A 26,766-nucleotide genomic window follows, 5' to 3' on the forward strand; every position below is an offset into this window, starting at 1 on the left:
ATCGGCGACCGTGCTTTGAGGCCAGAACACCGCGGAACCGGCTTTGCCGGGCCGCAGGTGTTGTCCCCCGGGGGGGACGCGAAGCGGCGCAGGGGGGACTCAATCCCTCAACAAGTCGTTCAGGCTGGTCTTCGATCGCGTCTGCGCGTCCACGCGCTTGACGATGATGGCCGCGTACAGGCTGTACTTGCCGCCGTCCTTGGGCAGGCTGCCGCTGATCACCACCGAGCCAGACGGCACGCGACCGTAACTCACGGTATCGGTCGTCCGGTCGTAGATCGGGGTGCTCTGGCCGATGTAGACGCCCATGGAGATCACCGAGTTTTCTTCGATCACCACGCCTTCGACCACTTCGGAGCGCGCGCCGATGAAGCAGTTGTCTTCGATGATGGTGGGGCCGGCCTGCAGCGGCTCCAGCACGCCGCCGATGCCGACGCCGCCGGACAGGTGCACGTTCTTGCCGATCTGGGCGCAGGAGCCGACGGTGGCCCATGTGTCGACCATGGTGTTTTCATCGACGTAGGCGCCGATGTTCACGTAGCTGGGCATCAGGATCGCGCCCCTGGCGATGAAGCTGCCGCGGCGGGCCACGGCCGGCGGCACCACGCGCACGCCGGTGGCTTTCATCTCGGCTTCGCTCAGGTGGGCGAACTTGGTGGGCACCTTGTCGTAAAAGGCCAGGTCGCCGCTGCCCATCATCTCGTTGTCCTTCAGGCGGAACGACAGCAGCACCGCTTTCTTGATCCACTGGTGCACCGTCCACTGGCCCACGCCTTCGCGGGTGGCCACGCGCAGCTTGCCGGTGTTGAGTTCGCTGATCACGTGTTCCACGGCGTCCAGCACTTCCTTGGGTGCGGAGGCGGGGGACAGGTCGGCGCGCTGGTCCCAGGCGTTGTCGATCAGGGTTTGCAGTTGTTGGGTCATGTTGTCTCGAACGGTCAGAAAGAGTGGGATGGAACGGAAAGGGGTCTCAGGCGCGCGGCGAGAGGAACTCGACGATGCGGCCGGCGGCTTCCAGGCATTCGGCGGGTTCGGCCACCAGGGCCATGCGCACCCGGCCGCGGCCCGGATTGACACCCTGGGCCTCGCGAGCCAGGTAGCTGCCGGGCAGAACCGTCACATTGTATTGAGCCAGCAACTCGCGGGCGAACGCTTCGTCGGCGCTCAGACCCGGAATCCGGTGATTGAAGGCCTCAGGAACGCCGGCCCAGAGGTAGAAGGCCGCGTCGGGCAACGCCACCTCCATCACCGAGGCCAGCAGCGGCGTGACCTGGGCAAACTTCTCTCGGTATTGCCGGCGGTTGTCGATCACATGGTCTTCGTCGCCCCAGGCGGCCACGCTCGCAGCCTGCACCGCCGGGCTCATGGCGCCGCCGTGGTAGGTGCGGTAGAGCAGGAAGGCCTTGATCAGCGCCGCATCGCCGGCCACAAAACCGCTGCGCAACCCGGGCACGTTGCTGCGCTTGGACAGGCTGGTGAACATCATGAGGTTTTTGAAATCGGTGCGTCCGAGCTTCACGGCCGCTTCCAGCCCGCCCAGCGGCGGTTCGTCGCGGAAGTAGATTTCGGAGTAACACTCGTCGGACGCGATCACAAAGCCGTGGCGGTCGCTCAGTTCGAACAGATTTTTCCACTCGTCCAGCGGCATCACGGCGCCGGTCGGGTTGCCGGGCGAGCAGACGAAGATGAGCTGCGTGCGGGCCCAGACGTCTTCCGGCACGCTGTCCCAGTCCACCGCGAAGTTGCGCGACGGCACGCTGGGCACGTAGTACGGCTGGGCGCCACCCAGCAGGGCCGCGCCTTCGTAGATCTGATAGAACGGATTGGGAAAAACCAGCGTGGCACCGGCTTGGGTCGGGTCCAGCACCGTCTGGGCGAAGGCAAACAGCGCCTCGCGCGAGCCGTTCACCGGCAACACCTGGTTGGCGGGGCTCACGGTCACGCCGTAGCGCCGCTGCAGCCAGGCCGCACAGGCTTCGCGCAGCGCGGGCTCGCCGGCGGTGGCGGGGTAGCCGGTGAGGCCGGTGTCGAGTGCGGCGGCCAGCGCGTCCTTGAGCAACTGGGGCGTGGCGTGTTTGGGTTCACCGATGCCCAGGCTGATGGCGCGGTAGGCCGGGTTGGGCGTGATGCCCGCAAACAGCTGGCGCAGCCGCTCGAACGGGTAGGGCTGCAGGAGGGACAATTTGGGATTCATGGCGCTGATTATCCCAAGGCCGCTTCAGGCCCCCTCGGGGCGGGCTCAAGGCCAGGCGGACACGGTATCATGCGGCTTGCGGTCCGGCCCCGCTCGGGGGAGGATTATCGTTACAAATCAAACAGTTAGCTTCCCGCGACCGAATTCCCGTGCGCCTCAATTCGATCAAGTTATCGGGCTTCAAGTCCTTCGCCGAGCCGACCAACTTCATGCTCCCCGGGCAACTGGTGGGCGTGGTGGGGCCCAACGGCTGCGGCAAGTCCAACATCATGGACGCGGTGCGCTGGGTGCTGGGCGAGAGCAAGGCGTCCGAGCTGCGGGGCGAGTCCATGCAGGACGTGATCTTCAACGGCACCAACAACCGCAAGCCGGCCAGCCGCTCCAGCGTGGAGCTGGTGTTTGACAACGCCGACCACCGCGCGGGTGGCCAGTGGGGCCAGTTCCTGGAAATCGCCGTCAAGCGCGTGCTCACGCGCGACGGCACCAGCAGCTACTACATCAACAACCAGCCGGTGCGCCGCCGCGACGTGCAGGACGTGTTCCTCGGCACCGGCCTCGGCCCGCGCGCCTACGCCATCATCGGCCAGGGCACGATCAGCCGCATCATCGAGAGCAAGCCCGAAGAGCTGCGCCTGTTCCTCGAAGAAGCCGCCGGGGTCTCCAAATACAAGGAACGCCGCCGCGAAACGGCCAACCGCCTGGCCGATACACGCGAAAACCTCACCCGGGTCGAAGACATCCTGCGCGAACTCAATGCCAACCTCGACAAGCTGGAAAAGCAGGCCGAAGTGGCCGCGCGCTACAACACCCTGCAGACCGGTGCCACGCTGAAACAGCACCAGCTCTGGTTCCTGAAGCGCAGCGAAGCCGAGGCCGACCAGATCAAGGTCAAGACCGACGCCGCACAAGCCATCAACGACCTCGAATCGCGCACCGCCGACCTGCGTCGGGTCGAGTCCGAGCTGGAAACCATCCGCCAGGCGCACTACGCCGCCGGTGACCAGGTCAACCAGGCACAGGGCAAACTCTACGAAGCCAGCGCCGAGGTGGGCAAGCTGGAGGCCGAGATCCGCTTCGTGATCGAAGGTCGCACCCGCGTCGAACAGCGCCTGCTGCAGCTGAAAGAACAGATGGCCTCGTGGACCACCCGCAGCCAGGACGCCGGTGTGGAGCTGGAGCAGCTGGCCGAAGCCATGGTCGAGGCTGAAGAAAAGTCGGTGGTGCTCGCGGCCCAGGGCGAAGAGCAGGGCGTTGCCCTGCCCGCGCTGGAAGAAGGCCTGCGCCAGGCGCAGAAACGCGCCAACGAACAGCGTGGCAGCGTGACCCAGGTGCAGCAGCAGATCCAGGTGCTGGCCGCCGAGCAGCGCAACATTGAAGAGCAGAGCCGTCAGCTCAACCAGCGACGCGAACGCCTGGCCGCCGACCGCAACGCCCTGGCCGCGCCCGACGAGGCCCGCCTGCTGGACGCGCAGAGCCAGCTGGTGGTGGCGCAGGAAGCCGCCGACGTGGCCGACGCTGTGCTGCACGAGTTGCAGGACAGCGTGCCCCAGCTCGACGAGCAGCGCCGCGCCGCCCAGCAGGCGGTGAACCAGGAATCGGCGAAACAGTCCGACCTGTCGGCCCGCATGGAAGCGCTCAAGGCGCTGCAGGAGAAGGTCAAGACCGACGGCAAGCTGCAACCCTGGCTGGCCAAGCACGGACTCGACGGCCTGCAGGGCCTGTGGAGCCGCATCCACATCGAAACCGGCTGGGAAAACGCGCTCGAAGCCGCGCTGCGTGAGCGCCTGGGCGCGCTCGAAGTGTCGCGGCTGGAGATGGTGCGCTCGTTCGGCAACGATGCCCCGCCCGCGAAGCTCGCGTTTTACAGCCCGTCCGCCGTGGCGTCGGGCAGCGCCAGCCACAGCGGGCTCAAACCGCTGGCCGACTGGCTGCGCCTGAACGACGCCGGGCAGAAGGCCCTGCTGGGTGACTGGTTGCAGGGTTGCCTGACGGCGGCCAGCCTGGACGAAGCGATGGCGCAGCGCGCCCAGCTGCAGGCCGGCGAAGTGATCTACGTGCCCAGCGGCCACGCGGTCAGCGCGCACAGCGTGAGCTTTTACGCGCCCGACAGCGAGCAGGCCGGCCTGCTGGCGCGCGCGCAGGAAATTGAACACCTTGAGAAGGAGCTGCGGGCCCAGGCACTGATCGCCGAGCAGGCCCGGACCGCGCTGGTGCGCGCGGAAGCGGCCTACAGCGACGCCTCGCAGCGCCTGGTGAGCGCGCGCCGCGAAGGCGCCGAAACGCGTGGCAAGGCCCACGAGCTGCAGGTCGAGGCCCTGCGCCTGACGCAACTCGCCGAACAGACCCGCGCGCGCAGCGAGCAGATCGCTTCCGATCTGGCCGAGGTGGATGCCCAGCTGGAAGACCTGCAGGAGCGCCGTGTGACGGCCGAGGCCCGCTTCGAAGAGCTGGACATGATGCTCGCCGACAGCCAGGAGCGCCACGCCCAGTTCGACGACAAGGTGTTCGACGCCGAGCGCGCTTTGAATGCGGCGCGCGAGCAGCAACGCTCGCTGGAGCGCAGCGCGCAGGAGGCCACCTTCACCCTGCGCAGCCTGCAGGCCCGCCAGGGGGAGCTGCAGCGCTCGCTGGAAACCGCGGCCTCGCAGGAAAAGTCGCTCGCCGACGAAGAGCAGCGGGCCGCCGAAGAGCTGGCCCGCCTGAGCGACGCCGCGGCCCAGGCCGGGCTGCAGAACGTGCTGGCCGTCAAGCTCGAACGCGAGCAGACCCTGGGCGCCCTGCGCAGCCAGTACGACGACCTCACGATGAAGCTGCGCGCCAGCGACGAACACCGCCTGAAGCTGGAGCGCGAGCTCGACCCGCTGCGCCAGCGCATCACCGATTTCCAGCTCAAGGAACAGGCCGCGCGCCTGGGGGTGGAGCAGTACAGCCAGCAGCTCGAAGAGGCCCAGGCCGACCTGGCCGCCGTGGCGCAGAGCATCACGGAGGGCAATGTGCGGCTCACGGGGCTGCAGGGCGAGATCGACCGCATGCACCGCGAGATTCAGGCGCTGGGTGCGGTCAACCTCGCGGCACTGGACGAACTCACCGCTGCACGCGAGCGCAAGACCTTCCTCGACGCGCAGTCGGCCGACCTGGTCGAAGCCATGACCACGCTGGAAGACGCGATCAAGAAGATCGACGCCGAAACGCGCGACCTGCTGGGCAGCACCTTCAACACCGTCAACGAACACTTCGGCCGCATGTTCCCCGAGCTGTTCGGCGGCGGCAATGCCCGTCTGGTGATGACCGGCGAGGAAATCCTGGACGCGGGCGTGCAGGTGCTGGCGCAGCCGCCAGGCAAGAAAAACCAGACCATCCACCTGCTTTCGGGCGGCGAAAAAGCGCTCACCGCCATCGCCCTCGTGTTCGCCATCTTCCAGCTCAACCCGGCGCCGTTCTGCCTGCTCGACGAGGTGGACGCTCCGCTGGACGACGCCAACACCGAGCGCTATTCGCGCCTGGTGACCAGCATGAGCAAGCAGGGCACCCAGTTCCTGTTCATCAGCCACAACAAGATCGCCATGGAAATGGCCGAACAATTGATCGGCGTGACCATGCAGGAGCAGGGTGTTTCGCGTATCGTCGCGGTGGACATGGAGTCCGCTGCCGGCATGCTGGAATCCGTCTGATCACGCCACCCACCGCTGAACACACATGAGCACTCTGCAAATCAGTCTGGCCATCATCGGAGGGCTCGTGCTGGCCGGCGTCGTGGCCTACAACGCCTGGGTCACGAGCAAGAGCGCCCCGCGAACCGCCCGCGAACGCCCCGGGCAAGACGGTGCGGGCGAACCCCACAGCTTTGAAAGCCCGCTGACCGGCCCGGTGACCGAGCCGGACCACGATGGGGTATCCGAACGCATCGAACCCGTGATGGGCCATGCGTTCGAGGCCCCGAGCGAGCCGGAGCCGCAGGTCGCGGCGGATGGCGAAGCGCGCGCTCCGGTGGTGGTGCCTGTCACGCTCAACAACGTTGTCAATCCACCCGAGAAGCGGCCCGGGCTGGACGCCCTGATCGACGTCATCACGCCGCTGGCGATTGAAGGTCCGGTGTCGGGCGATGCCTTGCTGGCTGCGTTGCCTGGCACGCGTCGGGTCGGCAGCAAGCCGTTTGCCGTCGAAGGCCTGAACGAGATCAGCGGTGAATGGGAAGGTCCCCGGCCCGGGCAGCGTTACCACGCGCTGCAGGCCGGCGTGCAGCTGGCGAACCGTGCCGGCGCGCTCAACGATATCGAGTTCTCCGAGTTCGTCGTCAAGGCCCAGGCCTTTGCCGATGCGGTGGGCGCCGCACCCGATTTCCCCGACATGCGGGCCGAGGTGGCCCGCGCCCGCGAGCTGGATGCTTTTGCCAGCGGCCACGATGCCCAGCTGGGCTTCACGCTGCGCGCCCGTCGCAGCGCCTGGAGTCCCGGATATGTGGCCCAGAATGCGGCGCGGCACGGATTCGTTGCGGGCGTGCTGCCCGGGCGCATGGTGCTGCCCGCCAGCGCGGCGGGACAAGCGCCCATCCTGAGCCTGGCGTTTGATTCGCAGGCCGCCATGGCCGAAGACCCGGAACAAAGTGCGTTGCGCGAGGTGGCGCTGTCGCTCGAAGTCACCCACGTGCCGCGCAGCGAACAACCGTTTCTGCGCATGCGCCAGGCCGCCGCTGCGCTGGCCGAGGCCATGGAAGGCGTGATCACCGACGACGCCGGACAGCCGCTGTCAACCGACACGATGGACGGCATCGGCGCCGATCTGGAAAGCCTGTACGACGCGCTGGACAGCCATGATCTGTCGGCGGGTTCGCCGCAGGCGAGGCGGCTGTTCAGTTGACCCCCCCGCCACGCTTCGCGTGACCCCCCAGGGGGCGATGCTGGCGGCCCGGCAAAGCCGGTTCCGCGGCATCCTGGGTTGAACTCACTTCTCTCGCTGCATGAGCACTTCTGATCTTTTTTCCGCTGAACCATCGCCGGCCGAACGCGCGGCCGAGTTGCGCGAGCAACTGAACCACCACGCCCACCTGTACTACACGCTGGACGCGCCGGAGATTCCGGACGCCGAATACGACCGGCTGTTCCGTGAGCTGCAGGCGCTGGAGGCCGCGCACCCCGAACTGTTGATGCCGGATTCGCCGACCCAGCGTGTTGGTGGTCGGGTGCTGGATGCCTTCACGCCGGTGCGCCACGCCGTGCCCATGCTCTCGATCAACACCGAGACCGACACCGAACCCAGCGGCGCGCGCAATTTCGACACCCGCGTGCGCCGCGCGCTGGGGCTGACCGAAGCCGACCCGCCAGTGGACTACGTGGCCGAACTCAAGTTCGACGGTCTGGCCATGAGCCTGCGCTATGAAAACGGCGTGCTGGTGCAGGCCGCCACGCGCGGCGACGGGGAGGTGGGTGAGGAAGTGACGAACAACATCCGCACCATCGGCCAGGTTCCTTTGCGCTTGCCTGCGGGCGCTCCTGCGGTGCTGGAGGTGCGGGGGGAGGTCTACATGCGCCGCGATCATTTCGATGCACTCAATCAGAAGCAACGCGCGAAGATCGCCGCCGGCGCCAAGGGCGAAAAGACCTTCGTCAACCCGCGCAACGCCGCGGCCGGCGCGGTGCGCCAGCTCGATTCGGGCATTGCCGCCCAGCGCCCGCTGAGCTTCTTCGCCTACGGCCTGGGCGAGATCACGCCGCCGGAGCAGGGCGGCCCGGCATTCGAGACCCACTTCGAACTGCTCATGCAGCTCAAGGCCTGGGGGTTTCCGGTGGCCGAGCAGACCACGGTGGCCACGGGGGCCGACGAGCTGGTGGCGTTCCACCAGCGCATCGGCGCCAGCCGCGACCAGCTGCCTTACGACATCGACGGCGTGGTCTACAAGGTCAACGCGCTCGCGCTGCAGCGCCGTCTCGGTTTCGTCACCCGCGAACCACGCTGGGCCGTGGCGCACAAATACCCGGCGCAGGAACAGCTCACCACGGTGCTCGCCATCGACGTGCAGGTGGGACGCACCGGCAAGCTCACGCCCGTGGCCAAGCTCGCGCCGGTGTTCGTGGGCAACGTGACGGTGACCAACGCCACCTTGCACAACGAGGACGAGGCGCGCCGCAAGGATGTGCGCGTGGGCGATACGGTGATCGTGCGGCGAGCGGGCGACGTGATCCCCGAGGTGGTGGCCGTGCTGCCCGAGAAACGGCCCGAAGGCGCCGAGGTGTTCACCATGCCGCACCAGTGCCCGGTGTGCGGGAGCGATGCCGTGCGCGAAGAGGGTGAGGTCGACTACCGCTGCACCGGTGGCCTGTTCTGCGCCGCCCAGCGCAAGGAAGCCATCCTGCATTTCGCCCACCGCCGTGCGGTCGAGGTCGAGGGCCTGGGCGACAAGCTGGTGGAACAGCTGGTGGACTCGGGCGTGGTCAAGACCCTGCCCGACCTGTACCGCCTGGGCTTCACCGCGCTGGCCAGCCTGGACCGCATGGCCGACAAGTCGGCGCAGAACATCGTGGCCGCGCTGGAGAAATCCAAGCAGACCACCTTGCCGCGTTTCCTGTTCGGCCTGGGCATCCGCCATGTGGGCGAGGCCACGGCCAAAGACCTGGCGCGCCACTTCGGCCAGATCGACCGCATCATGGACGCCACGGTGGAACAGTTGCTGGAAGTGAACGATGTCGGCCCGGTGGTGGCGCAAAGCATCCGGACCTTCTTTGACCAGCCGCACAACCGGGAAGTGGTGGAGCAGCTGCGGGCGTGTGGCGTCACCTGGGAAGAGGGCGAACCCGCGGCGCAGGCGCCCAGACCGCTGGCGGGCAAGACTTTCGTGCTCACCGGCACCTTCCCCACGCTCAGCCGCGACGCCGCCAAGGACCTGCTGGAAGCCGCGGGCGCCAAGGTGGCTGGCTCGGTGAGCAAGAAGACCGACTACGTGGTGGCGGGCGCGGAAGCCGGCAGCAAGCTGGAGAAGGCGCAGACGCTGGGCGTGACTGTGCTGGATGAAGCCGCCATGCTGGCCTTGTTGCAGGCTTGAATTCAGCGCCGGGCCGCCCCAAGCTGAATTCGCACCCCCTCGGGGGGCAGCGACCCGCGTCAGCGGCGGAGCGTGGGGGCCTGGTTTCGGTTCACTTGAACTTGTAGTGGTCCCGGTTGAGCACCGCGGCCACGGCGCTGACTTCCTCCGGGAACATGCCCAGGTTCATGGTGGTGTTGCACATCTCCACCATGCCGCGCAGCAGGCCGGCGGTGTTGATCTTGCCCATGGGCTTGTACATGGCGCTGCCGTCGCCGCCCACCTTGCTGACGTGGCAGGCCACGCACTTGTGCTCGGTGATCATCTTTTCGCCCAGCGCCAGGTCGGCGCCCTTGAAGATCTCTGCGCCCTGGGCGCGCGCCTGGCCTGCGACCAGTGCACCCAGAAGGAGAAGACCCGCGCCCAGCCCGATGAGCGGGTATCGCAACGCCCGGTGAGAGGCGGGATGGGAGGGCATGGATGGGCGGATGGGGGTGGGGTTCATGTTGACGGGTCCTCCTGTTGTGGGGCGCTTTCGTGCTCGCCGCGGGCTGCGCACGGAAGCGCCCAATTTACACCCTGTGCCCGCAAGGACCACACCCGGGAAAACCAGTGCCCTCAAGGTGTCTGCCCGCTGCGGAGTTGAGACACAATGGTCCCGGCTTCAGCCATCGGCGTTGACGACAGCCCACTGCCCACTCCATGGATCCCCGCGACAATCCTCTGGTCATCGGCGAGCCTGCGCCCTGGTTCCATGCCCGGTCCTCGACCAACCCCCGATTCAGTTTCGACTCCGCCGCTGGCCGCTTTGTTTTGCTGGGTTTTTTCGGGTCGGCCGCGGACGCCGACAGCCAGCAACTTGAACAGGCGGTGCAGGAGCACCGGGACCTGTTCGACGACGAACGACTGTCGTATTTCCGGGTCAGCCATGACCCCGAGGACGAGACCCAGTCCCGCATCACGCGCCAGATGCCGGGCTTGCGGGTGTTCTGGGACTTCGACCATGCGATCGCTGCGGGCTTCGGACTGCGTGAGAAGGACGGTACGCTGCGCAAATCGGTCTACCTGCTGGACCCGACCCTGCGTGTGGTCAGCGCCTATCGCCTGGGCGGGGACACGGCCACCAGCCTCTCCCGCTTGTTTCAGCTCTTGCCCACCCTGCCGCGTTTCGATCCACCCCATCCGGTGGGGGCATTTGCGCCGGTGCTGATCGTCCCGCGGGTGTTCAGCCCTGGCTTGTGCCGCGTCCTGCGGGCCGCCTATGACCTCCATGGTGGAGCGCCTTCCGGTTTCATGCGCGACGTGGACGGCAAGACGGTTCAGCTTCAGGACCGCCGGCACAAGGTGCGAAGTGACTGGACCATCGCGGATCCGGCCTTGAGGCAGCAGTGTGTGACGTCCATCCGCCATCGCCTGGTGCCACAGATTCGCAACGCGTTTCAGTTCGAGGCTTCACACCTGGAGCGCCATCTGGTGGCGTGTTACGACGCGGCCGAGGGTGGGCATTTCCGGGCGCACCGTGATAACACCACCCTGGGCACGGCCCACCGGCGTTTTGCCGTCTCGCTGTTCCTCAACACCGGGGAATACAGCGGCGGACAGTTGCGGTTTCCGGAATACGGCAACAGCCTGTACACCGCGCCCAGCGGCGGTGCGGTGGTGTTCTCCTGCTCGATGCTGCACGAGGCCATGCCCGTGACCGCCGGCCGGCGCTACATGTACCTGCCGTTCCTGTACGACGAGGCCGCGGCGGTGGTCCGCAAGCGCCATCAGCACTACATTGAAGAAGGCCCCGATTCAGCCCGGACCTCCACAACATGACCCTTCATGCCATCCTGAAAATGGGCGACCCGAGGCTGCTGCGCGTGGCCCAGCTCGTGACCCGGTTCGACACGCCCGAGCTGCACCGCCTGGTTTCCGACATGGTCGAGACCATGGCCGCGGCGAACGGGGCGGGACTGGCCGCGCCGCAGATCGGCGTCGACCTGCAGCTCGTGATCTTCGGTACCGGCGCGGCGAACCCGCGTTATCCCGAGGCGCCCATGGTGCCGCGCACGGTCTTGCTCAACCCGGTGATCACCCCGCTGGGCGACCTGGAGGAAGAGGGCTGGGAGGGCTGTCTGTCGGTGCCCGGTCTGCGCGGCATCGTGCCGCGGTGGCAGCGCATCCGTTACCAGGGCTTTGACCTTGCAGGAAACCCCATCGACCGGGAAGCCGAGGGCTTTCATGCCCGGGTGGTGCAACACGAATGCGATCACCTGCAGGGCGTGCTGTACCCGATGCGGGTGCGCGACTTCAGCCGCTTCGGCTTCACCGAGGTGCTGTTTCCCGGCCTGGACGCGGCCGAGGACGACTGAGCGGGTCGCGCCTAACCTTCCAGCGTCTCCAGCAACTCGGTCTCGATCTCGATCTGCCGTTTGTTCATCTGCAGCTGGGAGCCGCTGATGAGGAAGGTGTCTTCCACGCGCTCGCCCAGGGTGGTGATCTTGGCCAGTTGCACGCTGATGTCGTAGCGCGCAAGCACGCGCGTGATGCAGTACAGCAGGCCGGCGCGGTCACTGGCCGAGACGCTGAGCAGCCAGCGCTGGGCTTTTTCGTCGGGCCGCAGGTCCACGCGCGGTGTGATCGGAAAGCTCTTGACGCGGCGGGACAGCCGGCCCTTGCTGGGCGCGGGCAGCGGTCCGCGCTGGTCGATGGCCAGGGCCAGGTCGTTTTCCACCATGGCGGTCAGCGCGCGGTAGTGCTCGGACAGCGTGGGCGCCACCACCTGGAAGGTGTCGAGCGCGTGGCCGGTGTGCGTGGTGTGGATCCGGGCGTCCAGGATGCTGAAGCCGGCGTTGTCGAAGTAGCCGCAGATGCGGGCAAACAGGTCGTGCTGGTCGGGTGCGTACACGAGCACCTGCAGGCCCTCGCCCTCGGTTGACAGGCGGGCGCGCACGATGCTGTTGTCCGGTTCCTGCGCTTCATGCCCGACCGCTTCAGGGCTGGCGGCTTTTGAAGCCACGGCTCGAACAGCCAGTTCGCGGGTCAACACCCGCGTGTGCCACGCAATTTCGTCGGCCTGGTGGCGCATGAAGTAGCTCACGTCCAGCGTGTCCCACAGCGCCTTGTGCGCCAGGTGGGGCAGGGCATGCAGGGCCAGCATCGACAGGGCTTCGCGCTTGCGGGCCTCGATCACGGCGTCCGGATCGGGCGCGCGGCCACCGAGCGCGCGCAGGGTGTAGCGGTACAGGTCTTCCAGCAGCTTGCCCTTCCAGGCGTTCCAGACCTTGGGGCTGGTGCCGCGGATGTCGGCGACGGTGAGCAGGTAGAGCGCGGTGAGGTAGCGCTCGTTGCCCACACGCTGGGCAAAACCGTTGATCACGTCCGGGTCGCTCAGGTCCTCCTTCTGCGCCATGCGGCTCATGGTCAGGTGCTCGGCCACGAGAAACTCGATCAGTTTGGCGTCGGCCCGTTCGATGCCGTGCTGGCGGCAGAAGCTGCGCACGTCCTTGGCGCCGAGGTCGGAGTGGTCGCCGCCGCGGCCCTTGGCGATATCGTGGAACAGCGCGGCGATGTAGAAGATCCAGGGCTTGTCCCAGCCGGCGGCCAGTTGCGAGCAGAACGGGTATTCGTGCGAGTGGTCGGCGATGAAGAAGCGGCGCACGTTGCGCAGCACCATCAGGATGTGCTGGTCCACGGTGTAGACGTGGAACAGGTCGTGCTGCATCTGGCCCACGATGTGGCGGAACACCCAGAGGTAGCGCCCGAGCACCGAGGTCTGGTTCATCAGTCGCATGGCGTGCGTGATGCCCTCGGGCTCCATCAGGATCTGCATGAAGGTGGCGCGATTGACCGGGTCGTTGCGGAACTTCGCGTTCATCACCGGACGGGCGTTGTAGAGCGCGCGCAGCGTGCGCGCCGACAGGCCCTTGATGCCCACGGTGGTCTGGTAGATGTGAAAGGTTTCCAGGATCGCGTGCGGGTGCTGCGTGTAGAGGTTGTCGCTGGCCACTTCCAGCATGCCCGCCTTGTCAAAGAAGCGCTCGTTGATCGGGCGCATGCGGTCCACGCCGACGTCGTCGCTGGCGAGGCGCTCCTCGATGTTAAGCAGCAGGATCTGGTTGAGCTGGGTGACGGCCTTGGCGGCCCAGTAGTAGCGCTTCATCAGCACTTCGCTGGCGCGTCGCGCACCGCGCACGACAGGGGCTGCGTGGGGGCCGGGGCCGCTGGGGGTGATGACGGCCGGCACCTGTGGCTTGAAGCCGAACGATTCGGCCACCGCGTTCTGCAGGTCGAAGACCAGCCGGTCTTCGCGCCGGTTGGACAACAGATGCAGGCGCGCACGGATCAGGTTGAGCAGGGCCTCGTTGGCTTTGATCTGGCGCGCTTCGAGCGGCGTGGCCAGGCCCTTTCGCGCCAGTTCGTCCCAGCTGCGGCCCAGTCCCGCCGCCTTGGCCACCCAGAGGATGATCTGCAGATCGCGCAGGCCACCGGGCGATTCCTTGCAGTTGGGTTCGAGCGAGTAGGGCGTGTTCTCAAACTTGTGATGGCGCTGGCGCATTTCCAGCGTCTTGGCGACGAAGAACGCCTTGGGGTCCATCGCTTCGCTGAGCTGGGTGACGAGCGCGGTGAACTGCGATTTCCCACCGCAGATCAGGCGGCATTCGAGCAGCGAGGTCTGCACTGTCACGTCTTTGGAGGCCTCGGCCACGCAGTCGGCGATGGTGCGCACGCTGGAGCCGATTTCCAGGCCCACATCCCAGCAGGCACCGATGAAGCCTTCGAGTCGGGTCTTGAGCGTTTCGTCCCGGTCGGGTTCGCTGCCGTCGGGCAGCAGCACGAGCACGTCCACGTCCGAATACGGAAACAGCTCGCCGCGGCCATAGCCGCCCACCGCGATGAGCGAAAACGTGGGCCCGAAGCCCGAGCGGGTCCAGAGTTCGCGCAGCGTCTGGTCGGTCAGGCGCGACAGTTTCTGCAGGGCGCTGCGCACCCCCCGGGTGGAGGTGCCCTGCACACCCAGCCTGTTCATCAGGGTGGCTTTGTCGCTGCGGTATTGCAACCGCAGTGCGCTCAGATCGCCCATGGCGTTCTCCTGTTGGCCCGTCACGGGTCAGGCCGCGGTGCTGACCGCTGGGGTGACGAACGCGGGCAGCGGGGGGCTGCCGGCCGAGAGCGTGAGCACTTCGTAGCCGGTTTCCGTGACCAGGATCGTGTGTTCCCACTGGGCGGACAACGAACGGTCCTTGGTGACGATGGTCCAGCCGTCGCCCATTTCCTTGATGTCGCGTTTGCCGGCGTTGATCATGGGTTCGATGGTGAACGTCATGCCGACCTTGAGCTCTTCAAGAGTGCCGGGTTTGCCGTAGTGCAGCACCTGGGGCTCTTCGTGAAATTTCTGGCCGATGCCGTGGCCACAGAACTCGCGCACCACGGAGAATCCGTTGCCCTCGGCAAACACCTGGATCGCGTGGCCGATGTCGCCCAGGCGAACGCCGGGCCTGACCATGACGATGCCTTTCCACATGGCGTCGTAGGTGATGGCGCACAGGCGCTTCGCCGCGATCGAGGCCGCGCTTTCGCCACCCAGCATGAACATGCGGCTGGTATCACCGTGCCAGCCGTCCTTGATGACGGTTACGTCGATGTTGAGGATGTCGCCCTTCTTGAGCGCCTTCTCGTTCGGGATGCCGTGGCAGACCTGGTGGTTGATCGAGGTGCAGATGCTTTTGGGGTAGGGGATGTAGCCCGAGGGTGCGTAGTTCAGTGGCGCCGGAATGGCGTTCTGCACGTTCACGATGTAGTCGTGCGCCAGTTTGTCCAGCGCCTCGGTGGTGACGCCGGGCACCACGTGCGGGGTGAGGTAGTCCAGCACTTCGGAGGCCAGTTTGCCGGCGATCCGCATGCCCGCAATGCCGGTATCGTCTTTGTAGGTGATGCTCATGGGGGGCGATTATCCCGCGGACTGCAACGCTTTGAAACGAAGGGTCAATGCACCCCTGAATCGCCGGGTGCACACCTATACTCGCGCGCAGTTCAATCCATCAAGATGAGGTTTTCGATGAAAACGGTGCACGCAGCGGGTCTGGCTCTGGTTTTGCTGTCGGGTTCGGCGATGGCCCAGGGTGTCGGTGTGTATGGCGTGGCCGGCACCGGCGGCCTTGGCGTGGGTCTCAACCTGCCGGTGGGCCCGGCTTTCGGTCTGCGTGGCGAACTGGCGCAGCTGACGACGTCCGATACCTACACCGAAGACCAGATCACCTACAAGGGTGACCTCAAACTGCGCGGCAACGGCGTGTTCGCCGACTTCCGCCCGTTCCTTGGCACCTTCCGCCTGGTTGCGGGCGCCACGTTCACCGGTTCTTCCGCTGCGTTGCAGGCCCAGACCACCGACGGAACAGTGACCATCGATGGCCAGACCTTCAGCGCCACCGGCAACTCGCTGCTGGCCACCATCAAGTACCCGAACACCATGCCTTACCTGGGCGTTGGCTGGGGCCATGGCCGCTTCAACGAGCCCGGCTGGACCTTCGGTCTGGACCTGGGTGTCTCTATCGGCAAACCGAAAGTCACCCTGACTGGCTCCGGTGGCCTGATGGCGCAGCCTGGAGCCTCTGCCGCCATCGCGGCCGAAGAGCGCAAGGTGCAGGACGACCTGGACAGCGCCAAGGTACTGCCGGTGATCAAAGTGAGCTTCGGCTATCAGTTCTGACCCCCCTGCGCCGCTGCGCGGCTTCCCCCCGAGGGGGACCACGCCCTTGGACCGGCGGAGCCGGATCCCCGGCGTGTGCTGGTGGATGCACGCGCTCCGTCAGCAGGGGCTGGTTGCATTCCCTGTGTGGCTCGTCCTAGGGCGCCCCGGGTAAAATCCCGGGTTTCCACCCATCCCCCGGGCCACTCTGCGCCCGCCAGCCCCAAGGCCACCCACCGTGACCCTGCACCTGCGCTTCTTCGATGGCGGCAACGCCGTCAGCGACTTCAAAGTCCAGCAAATCCTGCCCCGTCTCGCGGGCATTTCCGACAAGATCACCGGCCTCTCGGCCCGCTTCGTGCACCTGGCGTCGTTTGACGCCGCGCCCGACGCCGCCACGCTGGAGCGCGTGGGCCAGCTCATGGCCTATGGCGAGCCCTGCACCGAAGCCCACCTGGCGCTGGAAAAATCCGGCGCTCCGGCCCTGCTGGTGATGCCGCGCCTGGGCACCGTGTCGCCCTGGGCGTCCAAGGCCACCGACATCGCGCACAACTGCGGCCTGGCGCTGCACCGCGTCGAGCGTCTGGTCGAGTTCCGCATCGGTCTGAAAAGTGGTCTGCTGGGCAAGGCCAGCCTGAGCGCCGAGCAGTTGCGCGCCGTGGCCGATGTGCTGCACGACCGCATGACCGAGGCCGTGACCACCGAGCGCGGCCAGGCACAAGCCCTGTTCACCGAGTTGCACCCGGCACCGATGGAGCACGTGGACGTGCTGGGTGGCGGACGCGTGGCGCTGGAAAAGGCCAACGTCGAATGGGGCCTGGCACTGGCCGATGACGAAATCGACTACCTGGTCAACGCGTTCAATGGCCTGAAGCGCAACCCGACCGATGTCGAGCTGATGATGTTCGCGCAGGCCAACAGCGAACACTGCCGCCACAAGATCTTCAACGCGCAGTTCACCATCGACGGCGTGGCACAGGACAAGAGCCTGTTCGGCATGATCCGCCACACGCACCAGACGGCGCCGCAGCACACCATAGTGGCGTACTCCGACAACGCCTCCATCATGGAAGGCAGCGAAGTCGAGCGTTTCGTGGCACGGGCCGGGCAGGGCGCATCGCCCGCCTACGCCAGCCAGACTGCGACCAACCACATCCTGATGAAGGTGGAAACGCACAACCACCCGACGGCGATTTCCCCGTTCCCCGGCGCCGCCACCGGCGCGGGCGGCGAGATCCGCGACGAGGGTGCCACCGGCCGCGGCTCCAAGCCCAAGGCCGGCCTGACCGGCTTCACCGTCTCCAAACTCTGGGGTGGCCTGAGCGACCAGCCGGGCGGCAAGCCCGAGCACATCGCCAGCCCGCTGCAGATCATGACCGAGGGCCCGCTGGGCGGCGCCGCGTTCAACAACGAATTCGGCCGGCCCAACCTGCTGGGCTATTTCCGCGAATACGAGCAGGACGTGGCGGGTGTGACCCGCGGTTACCACAAGCCCATCATGATTGCGGGTGGCCTGGGCGTCATCGACTCGAAGCAGACCAAGAAGATCGATTTCCCTGCCGGTTCGCTGCTGATCCAGCTCGGTGGCCCGGGCATGAAGATCGGCATGGGCGGCGGTGCCGCCAGCTCCATGGCCAGCGGCACCAACGCCGCCTCGCTGGACTTCGACTCCGTGCAGCGCGGCAACCCCGAGATCGAGCGCCGCGCGCAAGAGGTCATCAACCACTGCTGGGCGCAGGGTGATCAGAACCCCGTGCTGTTCATCCACGACGTGGGCGCGGGCGGCCTGTCCAACGCCTTCCCCGAATTGACCAACGACGCCGGCCGGGGCGCACGCTTTGACCTGCGCGCCGTGCCGCTGGAAGAGAGCGGCCTGGCGCCCAAAGAGATCTGGTGCAACGAGAGCCAGGAGCGCTACGTGCTGGCCATCGCGCCGGAGTCGCTGGAACAGTTCAAGGCTTTCTGCGAACGCGAGCGCTGCCCATTCTCGGTCGTCGGTGTGGCCACGGAAGAGCGGCACCTGTTCGTGGGCAACGAAGACGCCGTGCGCCGCGCCGGGCCGCCCCAAGCAAGCACAGCCCCCTCGGGGGGCAGCGAACCACACGAAGTGGGGAGCGTGGGGGCCGCAGTCAACATGCCGATGGATGTTCTCTTGGGCAAGCCGCCCAAGATGCACCGCGACGTGACAACCGTCGAACGCGCCGGCCAGCCCATGGACCTGACCGGCGTGGACCTGCAGCAGGCCGTGATCGACGTGCTGAGCCACCCGACCGTGGCGTCCAAACGTTTCCTCATCACCATCGGTGACCGCACCGTGGGTGGCCTGAGCCACCGCGACCAGATGGTCGGCCCCTGGCAGGTGCCGGTGGCCGACTGTGCCGTGACCTTGGCCGATTTCCAGGGTTTCGCGGGCGAGGCCATGAGCATGGGCGAGCGCACGCCGCTGGCGGCGATCAACGCCGCAGCATCGGGCCGCATGGCGGTGGCCGAGGCCATCACCAACCTGCTGGCAGCACCCATTGAATTGCCGCGCGTGAAGCTCTCCGCCAACTGGATGGCCGCCTGCGGCGAACCGGGCGAAGACGCCGCGCTGTACGAAACGGTGAAGGCCGTGGGCATGGAACTGTGCCCGGCGCTGGGCATCTCCATCCCCGTGGGCAAGGACAGCCTGTCCATGCGCACACAGTGGAGCGACGGGGCCGACAAGAAAAAGGTCACCTCGCCGGTGAGCCTGATCGTCACCGGCTTCGCCACGCTGGCCGACGTGCGCGGCACGCTCACGCCGCAGCTGAACAACCAGATCGAAGACAGCACGCTGGTGCTGATCGACCTCGGCAAGGGCCAGAACCGCATGGGCGGCAGCGTGCTCGGCCAGGTGCTGGGCCAGTTCGGTGACACCGTGCCCGATCTGGACGATGCTCAGGACCTGGTCAACCTCGTCAACGCCATCAACACCTTGCGCGCCCAGGGCCGCCTCCTCGCCTACCACGACCGTTCGGACGGCGGCCTGCTGGCCACCGTGGCCGAAATGGCCTTCGCCGGCCACGTGGGCGTGGCGCTGAACGTGGACATGTTGGTGACCGAAGGCGACGGCATCAGCGACAGCCGCATGGACAGCGGCGACGCCAAGAACTGGGCCACCCAGGTGGCCGCGCGCCGCCAGGAACTCACGCTCAAGGCCCTGTTCAGCGAAGAGCTGGGTGTGGTGCTGCAGGTGGCCACCGAACACCGCAACGAAGTGATGCAGACCTTGCGCGAGCACGGTCTGTCCAAGCACAGCCACTTCATCGGCAAGACGCGACCCGCTTCGTCCGGCATGGATGTGGGCAAGGGCCAGCTGCAGGTCTGGCGCGACACCAAGGCCGTGTTCAGCGCCGACCTGTTCGACCTGCACCAGGTCTGGGACAGCGTGAGCTGGAAGATCAACCAGCAGCGCGACAACCCGGCCTGCGCTGACAGCGAGCACGCCGCCGCTGGCCTGCCTGCCGATCCGGGCATGCACGTGTCGCTGACGTTCGACCCCTCGGACAACGTGGCCACGCCGTTCCTGAACCTGAGCCGCCCGAAGGTCGCGATCCTGCGGGAGCAGGGCGTGAACTCGCATGTGGAGATGGCCTACGCCTTCACCCAGGCCGGTTTCGAGGCTTACGACGTGCACATGACCGACCTGCAGACCGGCCGCGCCAAGCTGGCGGACTTCCAGGGCGTGGTCGCCTGCGGCGGTTTCAGCTACGGCGACACGCTGGGTGCCGGTATCGGCTGGGCGCGCAGTATCACCTTCAACCCGCTGCTGTCCGAACAGTTCCAGGGCTTCTTCGGCCGCGCCGACACCTTTGGCCTGGGCGTGTGCAACGGTTGCCAGATGTTTGCCGAGCTGGCCGACATCATCCCCGGCGCCGAAGCCTGGCCGCGTTTCACCACCAACCAGAGCGAGCGTTTCGAGGCGCGTCTGAGCATGGTGGAAGTGCTGGAATCGCCCAGCCTGTTCCTGCAGGGCATGGCCGGCAGCCGCCTGCCGATCGCGGTGGCGCACGGCGAAGGTTTTGCCAACTTCAAGCACCGCGGCAACCCGGCCCAGGCCATCGCCGCCATGCGCTTCGTGGACAACGCGGGCGCCGCCACGGAGCAGTACCCGTTCAACCCGAACGGCAGCCCGGGCGGCCTGACGGCGGTGACCACCGCCGACGGCCGCTTCACGGCCATGATGCCGCACCCCGAGCGCGTGTTCCGCAACATCCAGATGAGCTGGACCAGCGGCGACCTGAGCGCCCACAGCCCGTGGATGCGCATCTGGCGCAACGCCAGAAAATTTGTCAGCTGACCGAGGACAATCCGCCGTCTGCCTTTCTCATTCCTTTCTGAAGATCGTCCACCATGGCCACCAGCCTTCTTGCGCTTCTCGACGACATCGCCACCGTGCTCGACGACGTGGCCGTCATGACCAAGGTCGCCGCCCGCCAGGGGGTGTCGGCGGCCGATGATGTCGCAGCCATGACGCAGATGGCGGCCAAGAAGACGGCGGGCGTGCTGGGCGACGACCTGGCGCTCAATGCGCAGCAGGTCACCGGCGTCAAAGCCGACCGCGAGTTGCCTGTGGTGTGGGCGGTGTGCAAAGGCTCGCTGCTCAACAAGGCCATCCTCGTGCCGGCGGCGCTGGCCATCAGTGCTTTCGTGCCCTGGCTCATCACGCCGCTGCTCATGCTCGGCGGCCTGTTTCTCTGCTTCGAAGGTGCGGAAAAGGTGTTGCACAAGCTCTTTCACAAGCCCGACGAAGTGAATGCGCAGCATGCCGAATTGGTGAAGGCCGTGAGCGACGAAAAGGTGGATCTGGTGGCGTTCGAGAAGGAAAAGATCAAGGGCGCGATCCGCACCGATTTCATCCTCTCGGCCGAAATCATCGTCATCACCTTGGGCACCGTGACGGCGGCCAGCTTTGGGCAGCGCGTGTCCGTGCTGGTGGGCATCTCCCTCCTCATGACCCTGGGTGTTTACGGCCTCGTGGCCGGCATCGTGAAGCTGGATGACGCCGGCCTGTACCTCGCGCGCCAGGCCGCCCGCTGGAAACAGGCCTTTGGCCGCGGCCTGCTGGCCTTTGCACCCTGGCTCATGAAGGCCTTGTCCGTGCTCGGCACGGCAGCCATGTTCCTGGTGGGTGGGGGCATCCTCGTGCACGGAGTCCCTGCCATTGGCCATGGCATCGAGCACTTCACCGACGGCCTGGGGTGGGCCGCCAGTCTGACGAACAGCCTGCTGGGTGGCCTGGCCGGTTTTGTGGCCGGGGCCGCTGTGGTGATGGTGTTCAATGTCTGGAGCCGCATCCGCGGCAAAGCGACCGCCGGTGCGCACTGAGATGGGGCAGCCCTTGACATGCGTCAAGGTCGCCAAACTGGTAGTCTCTAGACTGGTTCTTGCATCGTGAGTGTGCTGTCGAATTTCCGCGACAGATTCACGGTCAAAGCACATGAGGAGTCAACATGAATACCCCCGTCAACACCGACGAACCCCTGAACAATTTCTCCGACTGTCACGCTGGCATTGTCAAGCGCCTGACAGCCCTGGATGAGCTGCCCGCCTTGCTGGAGCCGGCGGCCAAGGCCCGCCAGATTGCCGAAGAATCGCTCGAGTTTTTTCGCGAAGCCATCTTCGAGCACCACCTGGAAGAAGAGCGCGAACTCTTTCCCGCCGTGATCGCCAGCGCCCAGCCCGGGGCAGAGCTTGAGCGTGTCAAGGCCATGGCCAAGCGCCTGACGGACGAACACCGTGCGATTGAAGCGCTGTGGAGACAACTGGAAAAAGGACTGAAGCCGGTCGCCAAGGGCCAGAGCACCAGGTTGGATGTGAGCGAGTTGCACCGTCTGGTGACCGAGTACAAGGCGCACGCGGCCTATGAAGAAACCGAGTTCCTGCCCTTGAGCGAAGAGATCCTGGGTCGCAACAGCAACCACATGGCTGCTCTGGGGCTGTCGCTGCACATGCGGCATGCCAAGCCGGTGAACGCGTATATCTGAAGAGGCGTTTCTGGTCGCTCAGTTCCGCCAGCTTCAGCCCGGGTGATGTCGGTCAGGGCCATGTTCACCCCCGTTGGAAGAGGAATTACTGGACCTCCAGAAGTTCGGCAAGCCGGTCAGGCCTTTTTTTTGGAGCTTCGCGCCCTCAGGTCAAGCGGCGCATGCCGCCAAAGTCAGAAGCTGTAGCCCAGAGCAACCACAGCAGTCAGGGCGCTTTTGTCACGCACGATGGGGCTGCGCCTGGCGTCTCCCAGAAGCTCGGAGCAGGTGATGGACCCGGCCAGGCTCCACGCCGGTGCGACCCGGTAGATGAGCGATGCACCCAGTCGAACATCCCGGAAGCCGGAGCCAGGGACGAACCGCGCGTATCCGCTGCGCGCCGCTTGCACGGCATCGATGCCGAAGTACGCCTGTGCGTAGTCGGTGTTGCTCCAGGTGGTTGCCAGGGTCGTGCCGAATCGAAGATGGGGGCTGAGGCTGGTGCTCCAGCGGGCCCCCAGGTCCACGAGCAGCCCCTTGCGCTCGTTCCCGCTGCCGTAGCGCACCGAGGAGTTCAGCGTGACGCCGCGCGTCGGACTGAAGTTGAAGAAGGCCCCGAGTTCGGGCCGAGGGTCAACGTCACCGAGGCCTCGCAGTGCGTCGCTGCGACGCTCCTTGCGACCGAAATCCGCTGTGACGCGTACGCCGTAGGCCATGTCTGGCTGCGTCGAACCGTTGTAGCCGACACCGTTGAGGACACCTGCAAAGAGTCCGTTGCTCCACTGGTATTCGATGTTCGGGAGGACCCGCGCACGGGATTCGTCGGAACCCTGGTACTCGCGTCCAACGAGTACGGCAGCACTGGCAACGCCCCCTTCTTGCGCGTTCGGCGGTGTGACGCTGCGGTAGAAGTCAGACTGGGCGTGGACGAGGCCAGATGCGCCGGCCAGAGCTGTGAACGCAAGCAGTGCGGTGATGGTTTTCATGGGGATGCCTCGATGGGTGAACTCAGAAAGCGTGTTTGTTCTGAACCTGGCTGGTCAGGGCCTTGCCGAGTCGAGCGCGAAGGACTCCTTGCCAGCGTTCGGGAGAAGAAGAGCCGCCACGAATGCCTGCACGCCAATGAATACGGTGGCGGTCTTGCCACTGAGCGTCTGCCCAACCACGGGAGCAATCGCCGCGGCATCCGAGGAGGCTGCAATCAAAGGCACAGAAGTGGTGTCCACTGCAAACACCAGCGGTGCGCGCAAGAGGTAAACGATTGAAACTACTGAGTTTCAAATATTACTCTGAAGTATAAAAGGGACTGGTCCGTTCCCATTTGGCTCAATGGAAATGCCCCCACAGGGCGCTGGTGAAAGCTGAAGCCATTGCACGTATGCACGATGGCGGTCCTGCAGCGGTGTCCAGCGAAGGCATCACACGCGTGGGCTTCAGCCTGCACACCGCTTGACCGAGTCCCTGAGCCAAGCCCGGCGCTTCTTCTGGAGAATGGCAACGACTGGTGAGGGCTCTCAGCCTTGCCGAAAGGAGCTTCTTCTAGCCGCCATTCAAGGCTCAAACCACACGTGTGCTGCGAAACTCGAGGCAGAAGGTGGTCTGCCCTTGGTCCGATGTGACTGAAACGGAACCGCCGTGGGCCGTCATGATGGCTTGGGTGATCGACAGGCCGAGACCTGTGCCATCGGACTCCGGATGGCTGCGCGATTTGTCGACGCGGAAGAAGCGATCGAATAAACGTGGCAGGACTTCAGGCGCGATGGTCGTCCCGCTGTTGGTGATGCACAGGGTGGCTTCTCCTGGTCGCACTTCGATGGCAACCACGACCTCGGCTTCGGCAGGCGAGTGCCTGAGTGCATTCGACAACAGGTTGCCAATGGCTCGCCGGACCATCAAGCGGTCCCCCATGACCTGGGCCTCGCCCAGGATCTTCAAGCGGATGCGCTTTTCATCGGCCACGGCATCGTAGAAGTCGAACAGATCCAGCGCTTCCTGATCCAGCGAGATCGCCTCCGTGTTGGGGAGTTCGAGTCCGTGTTCGGTCTTGGCCAGGAACAGCATGTCGGACACCATGCGCGCCAGGCGCTGGAACTCTTCTGCGTTGGAGGCGAGGATGTCCCGGTAGGCTTCGGCATCCCGTTTCTGCGCCAGCGACACCTGGGTCTGGGTCAGCAGGTTGTTGATGGGGGTGCGCAGCTCATGCGCCAGGTCGCTGGAGAACTCCTGCAGACGCGCAAAGTCCGCCTGCAGACGCCCGAGCATGGTGTTGAGGCTTTCGGCGAGATCGGCAAACTCCACCGGCACGGCCTCGACGGGCATGCGCTGGTCCAGCTTTTGCGCGGTGACCGTCGAGGCGCGCTCTTTCATGATGCGCAGTGGCGCCAGGCCGCGGCGAGCCGCCCACCAGCCCAGCAAGCCGCTGACCAGGATGGCCACCAGCGAGTAGAACGCCAGCGTCTGGCTCAGGGACCGCATGAAATGCAGGTGGTGCCCGGTGTCCAGGGCGATCCGCAGTTGCATCGGCGCGCCGCCAGCGCCCGGCCCGTTCGACGGCGACAGGAGTGGATCGATGCGCGCGCTCAGGCCGCGCAGGGTTTGATCGTGAAGGGTCCAGTCCGTGGGGGTGGCGCCTTGTGGCGCCAGGCCTGAGGGAAACACCATGCCCTCGGTTCCGTACACCACACGATCACCCTGGCGCAGGTCAATGAAGAGTCCGTGGTGACTGCCCAGCAGCTCATCGAGCCGGCTGACCAGCAACTCCGGCGACGGGGATTCGCTGACGATTTTCTGGACCAGCCCGATCTTGTCCTGCAGGTAACCCCGGTCGAGTTCGACAAAGTGCCGGCTCGTCGCAAACGCCACCAGGATCGCCAGCCCCACCAGGACCGTGGCCGACACCAGCGCGTAGAAAGCGGTCAGGCGCGCGGTCAGGGACAGTCGCCCGAGCATCAGTTCGAAGCCTCCGGTACTTCCAGCACATAGCCCATGCCGCGCACGGTCTGGATCAGACGGGGTTCAAAGGGGTCGTCCACCTTGCCCCGGAGGCGGCGCATGGCCACCTCGATCACATTGGTATCGCTGTCGAAGTTCACGTCCCACACCTGCGACGCAATCAGGGAGCGCGGCAAGACTTCGCCATGGCGGCGCATCAGCAGTTCCAGCAGGCCGAACTCCTTGGCCGTCAGGTCAATGCGTTTGCCCGATCGGGTCACGCGCCGGCGCAACAGGTCGAGCTCCAGGTCGGCCACCTGCAGCGTGGTGGCTTCCAGACCCGAACGACCGCGCCGCAGGATGGTGCGTACCCTGGCCAGCAGTTCGGCAAACGAAAACGGCTTGACCAGGTAGTCGTCGGCCCCCAGCTCCAGGCCCTTGACGCGGTCTTCCACCTGATCGCGTGCGGTGAGAAACAGCACGGGCATTTCCCGCCCCTGGCTGCGCAGGCTGCGCAGGACCTGCCAGCCGTCCATGCCGGGCAGCATGACGTCCAGGATCACCAGATCGTGGTCACCTTCGAGCCCATGGTGGAGGCCGTCCACGCCATTGGTGACGAGATCCACCACGTAGCCGGCTTCCCGCAAGCCCTGCCTCAAATAGTCGCCCGCCTTGGGCTCGTCTTCAACAATCAGTATCTTCACGGTCGTGCTCCTGACCGCTAGTTTGCCCGCGCGGGCGGCCGTGCGGAGAAAAATGACAGTTTTGTAATCAACCCGACAGGGAGTTGACGGACGACCACCCGCAGAATTCGCCCCGTTTGATCTATATCAAAAAGGAGCAACTGCAGTGAGATCTTCGTTTAACAACCGAGCCACGAGCCAACTGCTGGTGGCGGGCGTCCTGGCCCTGCCGTTTGCGCTCTCCGCGCAGACGGCCAGCCCTTCACAAGAATCCGACTGGCGCCGGGCCAACGACGCGGTGGGCGCGCTCAAACGGGGTCATGCCGACGTGCTCAAGTGGGAGCAGGCCCATCCGGGGGCATCGACCACGGCGCCAGTCGGCACCACGGGTGTCGCCATCCCTAACGCAGAGGCCGCGGTTCGCATGGCCTGGACGGTGCATCGCGAACTGGCCCGTCCGTTGTCGAAACTGGGTTCAAAGAACGTGCAATTGATCGCTGAGGGCCGCTCGATAGAGCTCGATCCCAGCCTGCAGCGTCGCGTCGAGGATGCCGGCGAGGTGCTGGAGGTGGCTGCAGCGGGGCGCAAGGCCTGGGTTGAGGCCGTGGCAGCTCAGCAGGTCTTGAAGCACCAGCGCGACATGCTGGAAGCTGCCCAGGCCGCCCATGAACTGGGGCAGCGCATGGTGACGGTGGGCAACTGGAGCCAGTTGCAGCTGTCGCCCGTTCAACTGGCCGCAACGACCGCCCGCATGAATCTCCGGCGTGCGCAGCAAGTCGCCGCCCAGGCCCAAAGCCATCTGGTCAAGACCATGGGGCAAACGGGCCTGCAGGAGGCCTTTTCGCTTCCCGACCAGCTTCCAGCCATCCCGGCGAAGCCCATGGCCGAGGCCGATCTGCAAATGCGCGCCGATGCGATTCGCAACCAGTTGCCTGCCGCAGAAAGCCTCCGCAACCGGGCGCTGTCCAAAGGGGCCATGAACGCCTACATGGCCGCCCATGCGCTGGCGCTCGACAGCCAGGGGGATGTCCTGAAAACCCGTGAGTTCATCACCGAAGAAACGGTCCTTCACTACAACGGCATGCTCAAGAGCGTCTGGGACCTGCTGGACGAAGTTCGCAACCAGTCACAAGCCACGGTAGATGCCATCGGCGCGCAACGCGACTTCTGGATCGCTGAGACCGATCTTCAGTGGGTCTTGCAGGGTGGAGAGCCCGACAGCTTCGTCTCGCTGGGTGGAGTGGGTGGAGATACCCCCGCTGCAGCAGGACATTGAAAGGACA

The 26,766-nt window shown here is 65.9% G+C and carries 19 protein-coding genes; 10 read left to right on the forward strand and 9 right to left on the reverse strand.

Annotated elements, in window-relative coordinates:
* Positions 1-99 precede the first annotated feature (99 nt).
* Both dapD and dapC read right to left on the reverse strand, forming a co-directional pair.
* Positions 100-924 (reverse strand): 2,3,4,5-tetrahydropyridine-2,6-dicarboxylate N-succinyltransferase, encoded by an 825-nt coding sequence (dapD, locus tag AC23D4_RS03725; RefSeq protein ID WP_472887966.1) that lies wholly within the window; start codon positions 922-924, stop codon positions 100-102.
* Between the two features lie 46 nt (positions 925-970).
* Positions 971-2,194, reverse strand: coding sequence for a succinyldiaminopimelate transaminase (gene dapC / locus AC23D4_RS03730; protein ID WP_472887965.1), 1,224 nt, complete (start codon positions 2,192-2,194; stop codon positions 971-973).
* A gap of 149 nt (positions 2,195-2,343) precedes the next feature.
* On the opposite strand from dapC, the gene smc reads away from it, so the two are divergent.
* The 3 genes from smc to ligA all read left to right on the forward strand — a co-directional run bounded on the left by smc (position 2,344) and on the right by ligA (position 9,230).
* The gene (gene smc, locus AC23D4_RS03735; protein ID WP_472887964.1) at positions 2,344-5,865 is read left to right on the forward strand and encodes a chromosome segregation protein SMC; all 3,522 of its coding nucleotides are present in this window, start codon (positions 2,344-2,346) and stop codon (positions 5,863-5,865) included.
* A 25-nt stretch (positions 5,866-5,890) separates the two neighbouring features.
* A complete protein-coding gene (locus tag AC23D4_RS03740; RefSeq protein WP_472887963.1) occupies positions 5,891-7,051 on the forward strand; it encodes a cell division protein ZipA C-terminal FtsZ-binding domain-containing protein in 1,161 nt (386 codons plus the stop codon).
* A gap of 100 nt (positions 7,052-7,151) precedes the next feature.
* Positions 7,152-9,230, forward strand: a complete 2,079-nt coding sequence (gene ligA / locus AC23D4_RS03745; RefSeq protein WP_472887962.1) for an NAD-dependent DNA ligase LigA — start codon at positions 7,152-7,154, stop codon at positions 9,228-9,230.
* A 91-nt stretch (positions 9,231-9,321) separates the two neighbouring features.
* Here ligA and AC23D4_RS03750 read toward each other — a convergent pair whose 3' ends face one another.
* Positions 9,322-9,714, reverse strand: coding sequence for a hypothetical protein (locus AC23D4_RS03750; RefSeq protein WP_472887961.1), 393 nt, complete (start codon positions 9,712-9,714; stop codon positions 9,322-9,324).
* A gap of 197 nt (positions 9,715-9,911) precedes the next feature.
* Between AC23D4_RS03750 and AC23D4_RS03755 the strand changes: the two genes are divergently transcribed.
* Positions 9,912-11,030, forward strand: coding sequence for a 2OG-Fe(II) oxygenase (locus AC23D4_RS03755; RefSeq protein ID WP_472887960.1), 1,119 nt, complete (start codon positions 9,912-9,914; stop codon positions 11,028-11,030).
* On the forward strand, positions 11,027-11,566 hold the full coding sequence (gene def / locus AC23D4_RS03760; protein WP_472887959.1) for a peptide deformylase: 540 nt from the start codon (positions 11,027-11,029) through the stop codon (positions 11,564-11,566). Before AC23D4_RS03755 ends, def begins: the two co-directional genes overlap by 4 nt.
* A gap of 11 nt (positions 11,567-11,577) precedes the next feature.
* Here def and AC23D4_RS03765 read toward each other — a convergent pair whose 3' ends face one another.
* Positions 11,578-14,277, reverse strand: coding sequence for a [protein-PII] uridylyltransferase (locus AC23D4_RS03765; protein ID WP_472887958.1), 2,700 nt, complete (start codon positions 14,275-14,277; stop codon positions 11,578-11,580).
* A 27-nt stretch (positions 14,278-14,304) separates the two neighbouring features.
* Positions 14,305-15,135, reverse strand: coding sequence for a type I methionyl aminopeptidase (map, locus tag AC23D4_RS03770; RefSeq protein ID WP_472887957.1), 831 nt, complete (start codon positions 15,133-15,135; stop codon positions 14,305-14,307).
* Between the two features lie 117 nt (positions 15,136-15,252).
* Between map and AC23D4_RS03775 the strand changes: the two genes are divergently transcribed.
* The 4 genes from AC23D4_RS03775 to AC23D4_RS03790 all read left to right on the forward strand — a co-directional run bounded on the left by AC23D4_RS03775 (position 15,253) and on the right by AC23D4_RS03790 (position 21,890).
* Positions 15,253-15,903, forward strand: coding sequence for a hypothetical protein (locus AC23D4_RS03775; RefSeq protein ID WP_472887956.1), 651 nt, complete (start codon positions 15,253-15,255; stop codon positions 15,901-15,903).
* Between the two features lie 217 nt (positions 15,904-16,120).
* Positions 16,121-20,203 carry a phosphoribosylformylglycinamidine synthase gene (gene purL / locus AC23D4_RS03780; protein WP_472887955.1) on the forward strand — a complete coding sequence of 1,361 codons (4,083 nt, stop codon included), beginning with the start codon at positions 16,121-16,123 and terminating at the stop codon, positions 20,201-20,203.
* A gap of 53 nt (positions 20,204-20,256) precedes the next feature.
* Positions 20,257-21,231 carry a DUF808 domain-containing protein gene (locus tag AC23D4_RS03785; RefSeq protein WP_472887954.1) on the forward strand — a complete coding sequence of 325 codons (975 nt, stop codon included), beginning with the start codon at positions 20,257-20,259 and terminating at the stop codon, positions 21,229-21,231.
* A 125-nt stretch (positions 21,232-21,356) separates the two neighbouring features.
* Positions 21,357-21,890, forward strand: a complete 534-nt coding sequence (locus AC23D4_RS03790) for a hemerythrin domain-containing protein (protein WP_472887953.1) — start codon at positions 21,357-21,359, stop codon at positions 21,888-21,890.
* Positions 21,891-22,063: 173 nt separating this feature from the next.
* Here AC23D4_RS03790 and AC23D4_RS03795 read toward each other — a convergent pair whose 3' ends face one another.
* The 4 genes from AC23D4_RS03795 to AC23D4_RS03810 all read right to left on the reverse strand — a co-directional run bounded on the left by AC23D4_RS03795 (position 22,064) and on the right by AC23D4_RS03810 (position 25,504).
* Complete coding sequence (locus AC23D4_RS03795; RefSeq protein WP_472887952.1) at positions 22,064-22,855, reverse strand: MipA/OmpV family protein; 792 nt, start codon at positions 22,853-22,855, stop codon at positions 22,064-22,066.
* A 54-nt stretch (positions 22,856-22,909) separates the two neighbouring features.
* Positions 22,910-23,095 carry a hypothetical protein gene (locus AC23D4_RS03800; protein WP_487623691.1) on the reverse strand — a complete coding sequence of 62 codons (186 nt, stop codon included), beginning with the start codon at positions 23,093-23,095 and terminating at the stop codon, positions 22,910-22,912.
* 331 nt (positions 23,096-23,426) lie between these two features.
* Entirely contained in the window at positions 23,427-24,818 is a 1,392-nt protein-coding gene (locus tag AC23D4_RS03805; RefSeq protein ID WP_472887950.1) for a heavy metal sensor histidine kinase, read from the reverse strand.
* Entirely contained in the window at positions 24,818-25,504 is a 687-nt protein-coding gene (locus AC23D4_RS03810) for a heavy metal response regulator transcription factor (protein ID WP_472887949.1), read from the reverse strand. Before AC23D4_RS03810 ends, AC23D4_RS03805 begins: the two co-directional genes overlap by 1 nt.
* Before the next feature lie 145 nt (positions 25,505-25,649).
* On the opposite strand from AC23D4_RS03810, the gene AC23D4_RS03815 reads away from it, so the two are divergent.
* A complete protein-coding gene (locus tag AC23D4_RS03815; protein WP_472887948.1) occupies positions 25,650-26,759 on the forward strand; it encodes a TolC family protein in 1,110 nt (369 codons plus the stop codon).
* Positions 26,760-26,766 lie beyond the last annotated feature (7 nt).

This window comes from Hydrogenophaga sp. L76 (assembly GCF_057654755.1).

What these genes read in the sequence shown, in the direction of transcription:
- dapD (WP_472887966.1), bottom strand. Translation starts at nt 924, where the DNA reads ATGACCCAACAACTGCAAACCCTGATCGACAACGCCTGGGACCAGCGC.
- dapC (WP_472887965.1), bottom strand. Translation starts at nt 2,194, where the DNA reads ATGAATCCCAAATTGTCCCTCCTGCAGCCCTACCCGTTCGAGCGGCTG.
- AC23D4_RS03740 (WP_472887963.1), top strand. Translation starts at nt 5,891, where the DNA reads ATGAGCACTCTGCAAATCAGTCTGGCCATCATCGGAGGGCTCGTGCTG.
- ligA (WP_472887962.1), top strand. Translation starts at nt 7,152, where the DNA reads ATGAGCACTTCTGATCTTTTTTCCGCTGAACCATCGCCGGCCGAACGC.
- AC23D4_RS03750 (WP_472887961.1), bottom strand. Translation starts at nt 9,714, where the DNA reads ATGAACCCCACCCCCATCCGCCCATCCATGCCCTCCCATCCCGCCTCT.
- AC23D4_RS03755 (WP_472887960.1), top strand. Translation starts at nt 9,912, where the DNA reads ATGGATCCCCGCGACAATCCTCTGGTCATCGGCGAGCCTGCGCCCTGG.
- def (WP_472887959.1), top strand. Translation starts at nt 11,027, where the DNA reads ATGACCCTTCATGCCATCCTGAAAATGGGCGACCCGAGGCTGCTGCGC.
- AC23D4_RS03765 (WP_472887958.1), bottom strand. Translation starts at nt 14,277, where the DNA reads ATGGGCGATCTGAGCGCACTGCGGTTGCAATACCGCAGCGACAAAGCC.
- map (WP_472887957.1), bottom strand. Translation starts at nt 15,135, where the DNA reads ATGAGCATCACCTACAAAGACGATACCGGCATTGCGGGCATGCGGATC.
- AC23D4_RS03775 (WP_472887956.1), top strand. Translation starts at nt 15,253, where the DNA reads ATGAAAACGGTGCACGCAGCGGGTCTGGCTCTGGTTTTGCTGTCGGGT.
- AC23D4_RS03785 (WP_472887954.1), top strand. Translation starts at nt 20,257, where the DNA reads ATGGCCACCAGCCTTCTTGCGCTTCTCGACGACATCGCCACCGTGCTC.
- AC23D4_RS03790 (WP_472887953.1), top strand. Translation starts at nt 21,357, where the DNA reads ATGAATACCCCCGTCAACACCGACGAACCCCTGAACAATTTCTCCGAC.
- AC23D4_RS03795 (WP_472887952.1), bottom strand. Translation starts at nt 22,855, where the DNA reads ATGAAAACCATCACCGCACTGCTTGCGTTCACAGCTCTGGCCGGCGCA.
- AC23D4_RS03805 (WP_472887950.1), bottom strand. Translation starts at nt 24,818, where the DNA reads ATGCTCGGGCGACTGTCCCTGACCGCGCGCCTGACCGCTTTCTACGCG.